The organism is Burkholderia sp. Bp9143 (assembly GCF_003853645.1).
Lineage (GTDB): Bacteria > Pseudomonadota > Gammaproteobacteria > Burkholderiales > Burkholderiaceae > Burkholderia.
The window spans coordinates 164,819-176,780 of sequence record NZ_QTPO01000011.1 but is presented as its reverse complement, the minus strand read 5'-3'; the positions used below and the strand labels follow the sequence as shown (position 1 = coordinate 176,780).

General features: G+C 66.2%; 10 protein-coding genes and 2 pseudogenes. 4 read left to right on the top strand and 8 right to left on the bottom strand.

Features of this window, described 5'->3' with window-relative positions; genetic code table 11:
* Nucleotides 1-249 (top strand): annotated as a pseudogene (locus DIE23_RS11195) (type VI secretion system baseplate subunit TssE); the annotation flags it as partial.
* An 81-nt stretch (nucleotides 250-330) separates the two neighbouring features.
* A pseudogene (locus DIE23_RS11190) lies at nucleotides 331-1,086 on the top strand (sterol desaturase family protein); the annotation flags it as partial.
* 46 nt (nucleotides 1,087-1,132) lie between these two features.
* Here the strand turns inward: DIE23_RS11190 and DIE23_RS11185 are convergent.
* Both DIE23_RS11185 and DIE23_RS11180 read right to left on the bottom strand, forming a co-directional pair.
* Complete coding sequence (locus DIE23_RS11185; RefSeq protein ID WP_124612179.1) at nucleotides 1,133-1,966, bottom strand: PhzF family phenazine biosynthesis protein; 834 nt, start codon at nucleotides 1,964-1,966, stop codon at nucleotides 1,133-1,135.
* 40 nt (nucleotides 1,967-2,006) lie between these two features.
* Nucleotides 2,007-2,492, bottom strand: coding sequence for a gamma-glutamylcyclotransferase family protein (locus DIE23_RS11180; protein ID WP_124612178.1), 486 nt, complete (start codon nucleotides 2,490-2,492; stop codon nucleotides 2,007-2,009).
* A 50-nt stretch (nucleotides 2,493-2,542) separates the two neighbouring features.
* Here DIE23_RS11180 and DIE23_RS11175 point away from each other — a divergent pair, with 50 nt between their 5' ends.
* Nucleotides 2,543-4,186, top strand: coding sequence for a PLP-dependent aminotransferase family protein (locus tag DIE23_RS11175; RefSeq protein ID WP_124612177.1), 1,644 nt, complete (start codon nucleotides 2,543-2,545; stop codon nucleotides 4,184-4,186).
* Between the two features lie 341 nt (nucleotides 4,187-4,527).
* Here the strand turns inward: DIE23_RS11175 and DIE23_RS11170 are convergent, their stop codons facing one another.
* Both DIE23_RS11170 and DIE23_RS11165 read right to left on the bottom strand, forming a co-directional pair.
* A complete protein-coding gene (locus DIE23_RS11170; RefSeq protein ID WP_124612176.1) occupies nucleotides 4,528-6,906 on the bottom strand; it encodes an exo-beta-N-acetylmuramidase NamZ domain-containing protein in 2,379 nt (792 codons plus the stop codon).
* Between the two features lie 115 nt (nucleotides 6,907-7,021).
* The gene (locus DIE23_RS11165; RefSeq protein WP_124612175.1) at nucleotides 7,022-7,483 is read right to left on the bottom strand and encodes a carboxypeptidase regulatory-like domain-containing protein; all 462 of its coding nucleotides are present in this window, start codon (nucleotides 7,481-7,483) and stop codon (nucleotides 7,022-7,024) included.
* Between the two features lie 471 nt (nucleotides 7,484-7,954).
* Here DIE23_RS11165 and DIE23_RS11160 point away from each other — a divergent pair, with 471 nt between their 5' ends.
* Entirely contained in the window at nucleotides 7,955-8,455 is a 501-nt protein-coding gene (locus DIE23_RS11160) for a lecithin retinol acyltransferase family protein (RefSeq protein ID WP_124612174.1), read from the top strand.
* A 35-nt stretch (nucleotides 8,456-8,490) separates the two neighbouring features.
* On the opposite strand, the gene DIE23_RS11155 is transcribed toward DIE23_RS11160, so the two are convergent.
* The 4 genes from DIE23_RS11155 to DIE23_RS11140 form a co-directional block, all read right to left on the bottom strand.
* Nucleotides 8,491-8,685 (bottom strand): hypothetical protein, encoded by a 195-nt coding sequence (locus DIE23_RS11155; protein ID WP_124612173.1) that lies wholly within the window; start codon nucleotides 8,683-8,685, stop codon nucleotides 8,491-8,493.
* 31 nt (nucleotides 8,686-8,716) lie between these two features.
* On the bottom strand, nucleotides 8,717-9,973 hold the full coding sequence (locus DIE23_RS11150) for a putative glycoside hydrolase (protein WP_124612172.1): 1,257 nt from the start codon (nucleotides 9,971-9,973) through the stop codon (nucleotides 8,717-8,719).
* Complete coding sequence (locus DIE23_RS11145; protein ID WP_124612171.1) at nucleotides 9,966-10,763, bottom strand: polysaccharide deacetylase family protein; 798 nt, start codon at nucleotides 10,761-10,763, stop codon at nucleotides 9,966-9,968. Before DIE23_RS11145 ends, DIE23_RS11150 begins: the two co-directional genes overlap by 8 nt.
* Nucleotides 10,764-10,881: 118 nt before the next feature.
* Complete coding sequence (locus DIE23_RS11140; protein WP_124612170.1) at nucleotides 10,882-11,817, bottom strand: 1-phosphofructokinase family hexose kinase; 936 nt, start codon at nucleotides 11,815-11,817, stop codon at nucleotides 10,882-10,884.
* Between the last annotated feature and the right edge of the window lie 145 nt (nucleotides 11,818-11,962).

Genomic DNA, 11,962 nt, shown 5'->3' with positions numbered 1-11,962 from the left:
AACATCTACAAGGCGCTGCCGGCGTCCGCGCACCTGCTCAAGGAACAGATGGAAGCGACGCTGCTGAAGTACGAGCCACGCATCCGCGCGATCGACGTCGAGATTCTGGAGAACGACGATCCCGGCGTGCTGGTAAGTTTCGAGATGACGTGCCACCTGAAGAAGACCGGACTCGTGCGCTTCGGCACGTACTTCGAGCCACCAGGCCGAATGCGCGTCGAGCGAAAGATACAGTCGAAAGACGCTTGACTGCGACCGAGCGAGTGCTAAGCCCCAATGAAGCCGGGTCATTCCCGCCTTCCTCAACACAGAAAATCGCGGAATCAGAGCATGAATCCCAGCAATACGTCGCCCAAAGAGAACGGCCGCGAGAAGCCCGCACCACTGCGGAGCGTTGCCGACAAAACCGTGCGCGATGCCTCCCGGCTGGTTCGCACAAGCGGCGCCCTGACATTTGGTCAGGGGCTGATCGCGACGATCATCGCACTTTCTCTTGCCTTTCTGAGCCTGCTGGCGGTGCTGGCGTTTCATTTTCCCCAGTACCTGACGACGCCAGCGCTGCGGCACGCGTACTCCGTCGACACCATGCGCAAGCTCCTCTTTGGCGCATTGATCATTTCCGGTGGTCTGGCGTTGGCCAGTATCGTGCTGGATAACCGTCGGCGTCTGAACGGCCTTGCGTTAGTGCTGGTGCAGGCGGCCGTGATGCTGGGCGGTTCCCGCGTGCCGGTGGGAAATTTCCCCGATCACACGCCGTATATCGGACTCGACTGGTTCATTCTCGATCTACTGGGTTCGACCATGATCTTTGTCCTGCTCGAAAAGGCATTTCCGCTCTACAAAAATCAGCCGGTCTTCCGCGCCGAATGGCAAACCGACATGAACCACTTTGCGGTCAATCACTTTATCGTCGGACTGGCGCTGCTCGTGGTGAACTTCCTGAATCATCGCGTGTTCGGCTGGATGGTCAACGCTGGATTCCAGCAGGCCATCCAGCACATTGTGTTCATCCCTCAACTGCTGTTGTGCATGCTTGTCGCCGACCTGATGGAATACATCACCCATCGCGCCTATCACGAGGTACCGTTGCCAAGGATCTTGAGCATGACGTCACCTTTCAAAACTCGAGCATTCAGGGCAGCATGAGACGCGCAGTACCAGAGACGCGGATCGAGCTTCCAGAGTCCGGCGCGATGTCCGCGCGCAGACAGGAGCGCATGCCCATGTCCTCGCCCTGAACGACCTCGATTGCGCCGGCATGCGGCCACTGGATATCCCGCAGGTACCCTGCCAGGGCAGCTGTCGCCGCACCGGTTGCGGGATCTTCATACACGCCCCCGTAGGCAAACGCGTTGCGCGTGTTGAAGCGCCGCGGTGTCTCGGCGTGCCCCAGCAGAATGGTTGTCCATCCTTGCCGGATCATCAGCTCCCGGCCGGCAACGAATTCATATTTCATCGACGCCAGATCCGCGCGGCTCTTAAGCATCAGCAGCAGGTGATCCGCACCGGCATGAATGAGTGCGGGAGGGACGCTGAAGTCGAGATCCTCGTTCGTATAACCGAACAGATCGAGCGCGGCGGAAACGAGCGGCGCCGCGACCGAGTCGCTGCGCGTCGGTGGAGATTGCAGGGCAGCCATCACGAGATCGCCTGCTCGCCATGCTTCGACGGTAATCTCAGCCTGGTTGAGAACCAGATCGAATACACCGTCGCCGTGTCTGAGCGCCAGTTCCGCACCGAGGGCAATCGTTGCATGTCCGCAGAACGGCACTTCCGATGCCGGTGAGAAATAGCGAACCCGCCAACTGCTACCCGTCCGAGCGGCAAAGACCGTCTCCGAAAATCCGACTTCCGCCGCGATTCTCTGCATATCGTTACTTGTCGGCAGTTCATCAGCGACGACCACTCCCGCCGGATTCCCCCCGGTATCCCCGTCGGAGAACGCGGCAATCTTGAGGACATTCATTTGTTTTCCTTGACCGAATCAGTCGTGCGTTGCGAGGGCGTCAATCCGTATCGGTTGATGCACCATCTGGAAATCGGAGTCGCTGAACAAGATTCGTCCAGCGTGCGCAATAGGCAGGGTCGCGGTTCGAGTCGACGGGCGGATCACGGTGCACCATGCTGATTACCGCTACCGGCTCGGCAACCTCGTTGGAATTGGCGAGGATTGCCATGAATGGCTCGGGGCTGTAGTCGTGCAAACCGGCATACAACGCGTCCATCTCCCGATGCGTCAACCGAAACAGCATGCCGTACGCCCGTTTTCCATGCAACCGGAGCAGCATTGCTTTTGCCCCGAGGACAACGACGTGATCTTCGAGCCATGCCACCCGCGGGTTGCGAGGCACGATGCCTTTGGAGGAAAGCCGATCGGCATCCATGTTGAGGCCATAGAAAAATACGTCAAAGGTACGTTCCGCAACCTCCGCCAGTGTCGCGTTTCGCTGTCCGGAGCTCGAGCGGCCGCAGCCGCCAGGTTCAGTGATCATCTTCGTATCCAATCAAGCCAATAAAGTGCCACACGGGAACAGCAGCGGGAATGTCAGGAAACGGGGGGATAGCAAACGCCAATCCATGTACCAGCGCACGGCAGGCGCGACTTTCAAACGATTCACCTGAGGCATCGATTGGAAACTTAAGCGACACGCCGGCCAATGTTAATATCCAATTTCGAATTGGATATGCGGTAGCGCTCAACATGGTGACGCCTTCAGCACTGGACAAGCTCGGCTTCCAGCCGGATCCGAAGGCACCCAAGCCGCTCTACGTTCAATTGACTGCCGCCCTCTTCGACGCAATCCGCACCGGGCGTATCACCATTGGGTCAAGGTTGCCGTCCGAGCGCCTCTACGCCGAGCAACTGGGCGTCAGTCGTACGACCGTCACCGCTGCTTATCATGAGTTGAAAGCCTCGGGCCTGGTACGGGGTTATGTGGGACGAGGAGCGATAGTCATTGCCGACAACCCGAATCAATCCTCCACCAGCATGCTCGCCTGGTCGCGACCGGGTCGATTCGATCAACCCCGCAGCACGGTTACCGATGCCAGCCTTATCTCCTTCGGTGACGGCTGGCTGCATCCGGGACTCACGCCTCATGCCGCACTCGCGGGCTGCGCCGCGGGCGCGATGGAAGATGCCGGGGTCCTGTCGAAGGCAGCGCCGATACTCGGCTACCCGGCTCTGCGCGAAGCACTGAGCGACATGCTGTACGCGAATGGGGTGAACGCAACCGCTGGCGAAGTCGTCGTGACCGGCGGCGCTCAACAAGGCCTCAACGTCATCGCCCGAGCACTGCTTTCGCCCGGCGATACAGTGATCTGCGAAAGCCCCACCTGGCACGGTGCGTTTCGGGCCTTTCAAGCCGTTGGAGCGCATGTGGTGAGTGTCGCCATGGATCGCGATGGAATCGATCCCCATGCGCTGGAAGGCGCACTGGGCAGACTGCGGCCCAAGTTCGTCTATCTCATCCCGACCTTCCACTGCCCGACAGGCCGACTGATGAGCATCGAGCGTCGCCGCCGGGTCCTGACGATTTGCACCCGCTTCGGTACGCCGATCGTGGAAAGCAATGTCTATGGCGATATCGCCTTTGGTGACACCCCTCCCTCGTTGAAGGCCCTCGACACGGCGGGCATCGTCATTCATCAGGGCAGCGCCTCCAAGACGATCAGCGCGGCCTTGCGCCTCGGGTGGCTCGTCGCCCCGAAAGCCGCAATCCCCCTCCTCGCGCAAGCCAAGGCAAGCGAGGACCTCGCGACGCCCACACTGACGCAAGCCGTCCTTGCCAGGTTCCTGAAAAGCGGCGGCTACACCCGCCACTTGCCGCAGTTTCGCACTGCGCTGCGTGCGCGCCGCGACGCGCTCATTGACGCACTCGCAACCTGGTGCCCTGAGCTGAGCTATGTCGTTCCGCAAGGCGGACTTTACCTCTGGGCGCAACTGCCCGAGGGTATCGAACCCCAGCAGATCGAGGCGATAGCCGCAATCGAGGGCGTATCGGTTCGAGGCGGGGACGCTTTCCTGCCCGACGGCGGGACATCCGGGCACATCCGGCTGTGTTACGCGGCGCTGGCTTTGGCGGACATACCCGTTGGTATACAGCGTCTGGGCAAGGCTTTGGGCACGTTATTGCGACAACGCCGTGACCCTGCCTCAGGTGCCGCCACGTTCGCTGCCGTTTAGTGTCGCGGGGCATCCAGGTGCTGTATGTGGTCAATATATGGATCCCTTCCAATGGCGGTCGGGAGGTCAGAAAAACAGGTGTTCCAGTTCGCCAAGGTTAGCGCCGACTCCTCGTGGATTTCTGCTCGAACGCTGAAATAGCTTCCACTACGCCTTCCGTCAGCGGGAGATCCGGATCCGCGGCAAGCATTCGCCGATTCCTCCGCCCGCGGCCGGCTAGCACGACGGCATGGGACGTGGAGATTTGGGTGAGTGATGGCGAGATAAGGAACCTTGTCTGAGCGAGCGCGGAACCGGCGGCCGACGCATCATCGCCGCGTATCGACAGCGCCGGCCCGAACTCAATACAGCAGAAACGCCGCCCGCTCGCGCGTGAACGCAGCATCCTGCACAGCGACGACCCGCTCGATCTCGTCGAGCGAGCGCCCGGCCTCCAGCATGTCCGCCACTTCGCGCGAGCCGACCGATGCACGTATCGCATCGATCCGGAATTGCGCCGGATAACGCCGGTGCAGCGCCAGCGCGAGCGCCAGCCCGATCTGGCCCGGCCGCGCCGCGCCGGGAAGCCGCTCGATGCGCACCCCTGCGCACAGCCTGCCGCGATACGCCCCCTCCGCCGGCACGAAGCGAACCGGCGAGAACGTCGCGTCGAGCCGCATCGCGCGCAGATCGTCCGCGAGGATGTGCCCGTCGATCCACGGCGCGCCCACCACGCCGAACGGCATCGCGGTGCCGCGCCCGACACTGACCGCCGCCCCCTCGATCAGCCCCGTTTCCGGATAGCGCGACAGCGCGGCGCCATCGCGCAGGTTCGGCGATGGCGGCACCCACCCGAGACCGGTGTCGTCGAAGCGCATCGCGCGCGCGTAGTTCGCCATCGGCACCACGCTGAGCGCCGCGCCGATATGCAGGCGGTCGTTGAACAGCCTTGCCAGTTCGCCGAGCGTCATCCCCGGCTGGAGCGGCAATGGGTAGTAGCCGGTGAACGTGGCCGGCCCGGCATCGGACACCGGACCGCCGTACGCATCGCCGCCCAGCGGGTCCGGACGGTCGAGCACGATCACGGGGCGATGGGCGGCAGCGCCGGCCTCGAGCGCATAGCCGAGCGTCGCCAGGTACGTGAAGAAGCGGACGCCCGCGTCCTGCAGGTCGATCACCAGCACGTCGACATCGGCGAGCAGCGCGGACGCGATCGTGCGGCGCTCGCCGTAGAGGCTGTGAACGACCACGCCGGTCGCCGCGTCGAGGGTGTCGCCGTAGGTCTCGTCGACGTCGGTGCCCAGCCCGTGCTCGGGCGCGAACAGCGCGACGAGCCGCGCGCCCGGCGCCTGCGCGAGCAGGTCGGCCGTCCGCCGGCCGAGCCGGTCGAAGCCGCTGCGGTTCGTGACGAGCGCAATGCGCTTGCCGGCCACGGCCGCGAAGCCGCTCGCCGCCAGCACGTCGATGCCGGCCAGCACCGGTCCGCGCGATGCCGGCAACCGGACGGCCCGCGCGACGGCCGCCGCCATCGCGGGCACGCGCGTCGCGATCCGCGACGGTGTCAGCGGCGCGGCCCCGCTCGATACGATTCCGAGCACGAGCGCGCGCAATGGCATCGCCGTGCCGGTTTCGTCGGGATACAACCGGCTCGTCAGCACGATCGCGAAGCGGCGCGTTACGGGATCGATCCACAGCGCCGTGCCCGTGTAGCCGAGGTGTTGCAGCGCGCCGACCGGCGGCAACCGGTAGCGGTTCGCGACGAGCGGCGGCCCGACCGCCCAGCCGGGCGTGTGCAGGTCGCCTTCCGCGTCGAGCGTGGCCGGGGCCTCGAGTTCGGTGACACTGCGGCGCGCCAGCACGCGCATCGGGCCGAGCGCGCCGCCGTTCAGCAGCATGCGCGCGAAGCGTGCGAGATCGTCCGCGCTCGCGAACAGGCCCGCATTGCCGGCAACACCGCCCATCGCCGCCGCGACGGGATCGTGCACGCGGCCCCGCAGTGCACGGCCATCGCGAACGACTGTGGGCGCCACGCGCGCGAGCAGCGGCGCCGTCGGTCGGAACATGGTGCTCGTCATTCCGAGCGGCCCGAACACGTGTGCGGCGCACCACGCGTCGAGCGGCCGGTGCGACACGCGCCCGACGATCTCGCCGAGTGCCACGTAATTGACATCGCTGTAGCGCACGCGCGTGCCGGGCGACGCGACAGGCGCCATCGCGACGATATCGGCAAGCACGGCGGCGCGGCGGCGCAGCGCACGGGATGACGACACGCCGGCCGGCAGCCCCGACACATGGGCGAGCAACTGGCGGATCGTGATGTCGGCCTTGCCGTGCGCGCCGAACGCGGGCCAGTAGCGCGCGGCCGGCGCGTCGAGGCTCAGCATGCCGCGCTCCGCGAGCTGCATGATCGCGACCGCCGTCGCCACCGGCTTGGTCACTGACGCGAGATCGAAGACGGTATCGGCCGTCATCGCCTCGACGTGCTCACCCGCCACGCGCAGGCCGCGCGCGACGCGCACCCGCACGCCGTCCGCGTCGCCCGTCACCACCACCGCGCCGGCAAGATGGCCGTCGGCGATCTCGGCGGCGATCGCCTCATCGATCGCGACGGCCTGCGGCGGCGCGGCGGCCGCGTCGGGTTCCGCTTGCGCACCGGCCGATGCAAGCGCGACCAGCAGCGCGCCGGCCAGCGCGGCGGCGCAGCGGGATCGTCGCGATCGAGCGCGCTTCACGGCATCCATTCCTTCGTGCCGGCGGCTTCGGCGGTGGCGAGCCGCGCGCGGAGGTTCGCCGCACCGATGGCGTGAACGCCCCGCCCCGCCGGCCCTGATCGACCGTGCCCCAGCGGGCCGGTTGCTACTGCGGTGCGGGACACGTCGCACACAGACGGATCGCGCCGTGCCGGTCAGGGTCTTGCCAGTGAAAGTGCACTTCGACACCCCCTCGCGCCGGGACGACGACGTGCCGGACTTCCTGAACGGCCCTGTCGTGCGCCGATACGGTATATCGCCCCGGCGGCACGCGTGCGAACAGGAACGGGCCGTTCGTGTGCACGTCGAGAATCGTCGACTTGCCGGAGGACAGCGTCACGTCGACATCGGAAAGATAGTGGCCGGCCTTCGATGCGAACGTGATTCGCAGGTTGTATCGAGGGGCGACGTCGCGAAACGCGGTGACCTCGTCCTGGCCGATTCCACCTGTGATGTACGTGACACCGTTGCGTACGATCGGCTCGGGCGACGTTTCAGCCAGCGCGTTCGCGCCGACGTTCAGCATGCAGGCTGCCAGCAGCAGCATCTTCACGGTTCGGGTCCACATCTTCACTCTCCTGATTGAGCACGCATGGCTGCAATGCCGCCCGTCCGATCGTGGAACGTGTTGCGTGCGATGACGTCGTGCGTTCGCATCGGCGACGATGCCAGCGTCGCGCCGAACGGCAATTTCCCGTTGACTCAAGTCAAGCGCGTTCCTGCCGAAACCGAACAAGACCGGACGGAACGCCCGCGAGACGGTGATCGCGCCCCAACTGCCGGTGCGCCCGGGCAGGCCTGACACCGGGAGGAAACGGCATCCGTCCGGCGCGGATGTCCGTGATTGCTGTCAGCCGATATTGCGTGGCGTGTCGGAAATTTCCGACACGCCGGCCCGACATCGGACACCAAGCTCAGGCCACGCTGATTGTTCCGCGCGGCCCCGCCGCCAATACTGGAGACGTGACAGGAAGCAACGTGTTTCGCGCTCGGCGGGCGGTTCTTCCCCCAACGGCGCCGCAAAACCGAGGAGCTGGCGATGATTGATGCGACCGCAGCGCACGCCGACGACGCCGATCTGGATGGCGAACCGCCGGTCGGTGCCCACCTCGTGACCCGCCGCCCCGGCTATGTGCATCACGGGATCTACATCGGCGACGGCAAGGTGATTCACTACGCGGGATGGTCGCGCCATCTGAGCGGCGGTCCGGTCGAGGTCGTCACCCTCGACGACTTTCGTGCCGGTTTCGAACTCGCGGTCATCCGTCACGTGCGGACGCTGTATAACGGAACGGAAGCCGCGCGCCGCGCGGCATCGCGCCTTGGCGAATGCCGCTACCGGCTTCTCACGAACAATTGCGAACACTTCTGCCTGTGGTGCCTGTTCGGTGTCGGAAGGAGCGAACAGGTCGCGTCGTGTCTGCGCAATCCCGCGCACGGCATCGCGGTCGTCGTCGTCGTGCTGATCGCTTGCGTGCTGTCCGCATGGGTGCATCCGGCGATGGTCGAGCGGGAATGCCCGGCCCGGTGTGTGGCCTAGCCTCGGTTGCACTGCCGCCGTCGTTCAATCGATCGTCACCCTCGCCAGCGGCCGCTAAAAGCGGCACGCGCATTTCCCCAACGCTTCGCCTGCGCAATCGCAATGCGGATCGCGCTGCCCTCGGTCCGCCCCTGACGCAGCAACGCATTGGCAATCTCGATCGCCTTGCCACGCACCGGCGGCGGCAGATTCCGCATCGACGGCGGATAACGTTCGTCAGTCCATGGCATGGTCGATTCGTCCCGTACGGGATCGGGCCGGTCAGCGCGGCAACGCGGCAGGATCGTAGCGATTGCGCGGGTTCCACAGCATCCAGCCGTCCGTGCCCGCCGCATCCGCCGCGTCGACCTGTGCGCGAATCTCGTCGGCATCGAACGGCCGGCGATCGAACGCATAGTCGCGAAATGCCTGGAGCCACGGCCGAAACCGGACGCCGTCCATTCCGGTCCGGCGCTTCGCCTCGGCCAGCGACCGCGAAACGATCTCGCCCGGATGTTCGGTCGGCTTCCGGCAGCCCGGCAGACCCCATGTGAAGCCGGACGGATAAAGCATCGGCGACACATAGTCGACGACCGGCCCGAGCGCATCGAGCCGCTGCCCGATCGCGGTGTCGTCGGCGTTCCAGCAGACGTACCCGAAGATGTCGGCCGACACGTAGAGGTTGTACGGCCGCAACCGTTCGCGCGCACCGGTCAGGAATCCCGTGATCGCCGCGACCCGGTTGGCCTCGGTATTGGGCTCGGCGAACCGCAGACCGTTGGCGTCGGGAAAACGCAGGTAGTCGAACTGGATTTCGTCGAAGCCCATGCGGGCGGCCTCTTCGGCGACATCGTAATTGTGTTGCCACGCCGCACGTGACGTCGGATCGATCCAGCGCTGATGCTCGCGGTCCTGCCAGATCTCGCCGGCTGCATCGCGCACCGCCCACTCGGGGTGAGCGAGCGCCAGCGGGTCGTCCTTGAACACGACGATGCGGGCAATCAGGTAGAGACCGCGCGCATGGAACGTCCGCAGCAGGTCCGGCAAATCGGGCGGATGAACGATCGCACCGGAGACATGGTTCGCGGCACCGGAGATTTCACGCGCGAGGCTGCGATAGGGTGTGACGCCGCTGTCGCCCTTCACGTCGATGACGAGCGCGTTGACCGCGGTCGTGTCCTGCAGGGACAGGGCCGCCTCGCGCAGCGTGCGGTCCGCGACGCCGTAAGCGGACAGATAGACGGCTTTCGGGCGCACCGGTGTCATGCGGATCGTATGCGCGGCATTGGCCGGCGCCAGCATGACTTCGGTTCGCGCGTAGCCCGGCGCACGTACGCTCAAGCGTGTACCCGTCGCGTCGAGTTCCAGTGAAAACGCGCCGTCGCGATCCGCGGTCCGGTTCACGCCCGGCGCGTGGCCGATCGCGCCGGCCAGCGGATGCCCGTTCGTTGCATCGACAACGGTGATCGTGACGGGCGCCGCCCGGGCAGCGACACCGGCGAGCAACACGAGCAGACAGACGATCAGGCGTTCAATCACGGCTTCCTCCGGCGGTTCGCAGCAATCCGTTCATGCAGCGCGTGTCGCAGGCGTCCGTCATCAGATAGCGCGGCAGCGCCATGGCCGGGTCGGTCAGCCGGACGGGGCGCGCGTCGAGCGTGAACGCCGCGACATAGCCTTCACGCGTGGCCAATGGGTCGGTTTCCTCATCATGGACACCGAACGGCCAGGCCAGCAGCCTGACCGGCCGGCCGGTTTCGGACTCGAGCCGTTCGCGGGACCGGCTCAACTGGAACGACACGAAGCGCCGGTAGTCGTCCGGCGTCAGCCGCGCGCGCTCGGTACGGAAATTCGGATGCCAGTACGTATGGGACTCGATGTCGTACCCGCCGGACCGCCCGAGCGCGCGCAGCTGGTCCCACGTCATCGCATAGCTGGCGTTGGAGATCGCCGACGGATAGATGAACAGCGTGACCGGCACCGGATGCGCCGCCAGCAGCGGACGCAGCACGTCGTAGACGGAGCGGTGACCGTCGTCGACGGTGATCGCGACCGCCCGCGCCGGCAACGCATCCGTCTGGCCGCCATGCCAGCGCACGACGTCGGCGAGCGGCACGATGCGATAGCCGTTCGCCTCGATCGCCTGCATCTGGTTGCGGAACGTGTCGATACGCACCGTCATCGAATCCAGGCGCGCCGCGGCGAACCGGTGATAGACCAGGATCAGCACACGCTGCCGCGGAGGCGCAACGACGGTCGCGACGTCGGCGGACGAAACCGGTGGCACGCACGACAGCAGGAGCAGGCAGGCGATCAGGCGAAAGGCCATGGCGGTCCTCGTGGAAGGGCTGCCCTATTTTTCGCGATCGCGGCGCGCCTGCCGCTGAGCCAGATCAACGATCGATCGCGCGTCGACGAGATCGTGCACGCGCCGGGCAGCCTGCCCGTCAGCTTGCCTGCGCAACCAGTTCGGCGTGAATCCGCTCGACGTCGTCGCGCGTGCACAGCGCCGTGCCGGGATGCTCGACCGAAGCCGCCGACGCCGCCAGCGCGTAGCGGCACGCATCGTCGAACGGCACGCCGCGCGCCAGCGCCCAGACCAAGCCGCCGACGAAACTGTCGCCCGCACCGACCGTGCTGCATACCGCGGCCGGCCTGCCGGGCAGGCGCAGCGCGCGATCGCGCGTGACGACCCATGCGCCGCGCGCGCCCAGCGTCAACGCGACGATGTCGGCCCGCCCCTGCTCCACGAGTTCGCTCGCCTTCCGGCATGCCGACGTGTCGTCGAGCGTTTCTCCGGCCAGCGCGCTCAGTTCGCCGAGACTGGGCTTCACGAGATGAACACCGGCCTCGAGCGCGGCTTGCAGCGCCCGGCCCGCCGCATCGACGACCACCCGGCTGCCCCTTGCCCTGGCTTCCCGCGCAAGCGTTGCATAGAGGTCGTCCGGCGCGCCGGGCGGCAGGCTGCCGCTCAACACGAGATAGCGCGGCACCGGTTGCATCGCTTCGATGCGGGCCGCGCAGTCGCGCCACTCGGCCTGCGTGACCGACGGCCCCGGCATCAGGAAACGGTATTCGCGCCCGGTCGAGGTCTCCGTCACGCAGACGTTCTCGCGCGTCTCGCCGGCGATCCGGATGCGCACGCTCGGCAAATGCTCGGCCTCGAGCAGCAGCGTCAAGACGTCGCCGGTCAGGCCGCCAGCCAGGTACAGCGCGATGCAGTCGCCGCCGAGCCGGTGAATGGTCCGGGCGACGTTGATCCCGCCGCCGCCGGGGTCGCGCCGCGGCCGTGCGCAGCGCAGCTTGTGCGTATCGACGATGTGCTCGACCGACGTCGCGACATCGACGGCCGGATTCAAGGTGACGGTGACGATATCGGTCATGGTGCGTGGCTCGCAGTCGATGGCAGGCACGATCCGCCGCTTTGCGCGACGGACGCCGGCGCGGCGATTCCCGGCACCGGATGCGTGCCGGCCGTGGCTCCACCTTACGTTCGACGCCGGTCGCGGCGTTGACACCCATCAAGCG

Coding starts and splice junctions, on each gene's coding strand:
- DIE23_RS11185 (WP_124612179.1), bottom strand. CDS start 1,966: ATGAATGTCCTCAAGATTGCCGCGTTCTCCGACGGGGATACCGGGGGG.
- DIE23_RS11180 (WP_124612178.1), bottom strand. CDS start 2,492: ATGATCACTGAACCTGGCGGCTGCGGCCGCTCGAGCTCCGGACAGCGA.
- DIE23_RS11175 (WP_124612177.1), top strand. CDS start 2,543: ATGTCAGGAAACGGGGGGATAGCAAACGCCAATCCATGTACCAGCGCA.
- DIE23_RS11170 (WP_124612176.1), bottom strand. CDS start 6,906: ATGGATGCCGTGAAGCGCGCTCGATCGCGACGATCCCGCTGCGCCGCC.
- DIE23_RS11165 (WP_124612175.1), bottom strand. CDS start 7,483: ATGTGGACCCGAACCGTGAAGATGCTGCTGCTGGCAGCCTGCATGCTG.
- DIE23_RS11160 (WP_124612174.1), top strand. CDS start 7,955: ATGATTGATGCGACCGCAGCGCACGCCGACGACGCCGATCTGGATGGC.
- DIE23_RS11155 (WP_124612173.1), bottom strand. CDS start 8,685: ATGCCATGGACTGACGAACGTTATCCGCCGTCGATGCGGAATCTGCCG.
- DIE23_RS11145 (WP_124612171.1), bottom strand. CDS start 10,763: ATGGCCTTTCGCCTGATCGCCTGCCTGCTCCTGCTGTCGTGCGTGCCA.
- DIE23_RS11140 (WP_124612170.1), bottom strand. CDS start 11,817: ATGACCGATATCGTCACCGTCACCTTGAATCCGGCCGTCGATGTCGCG.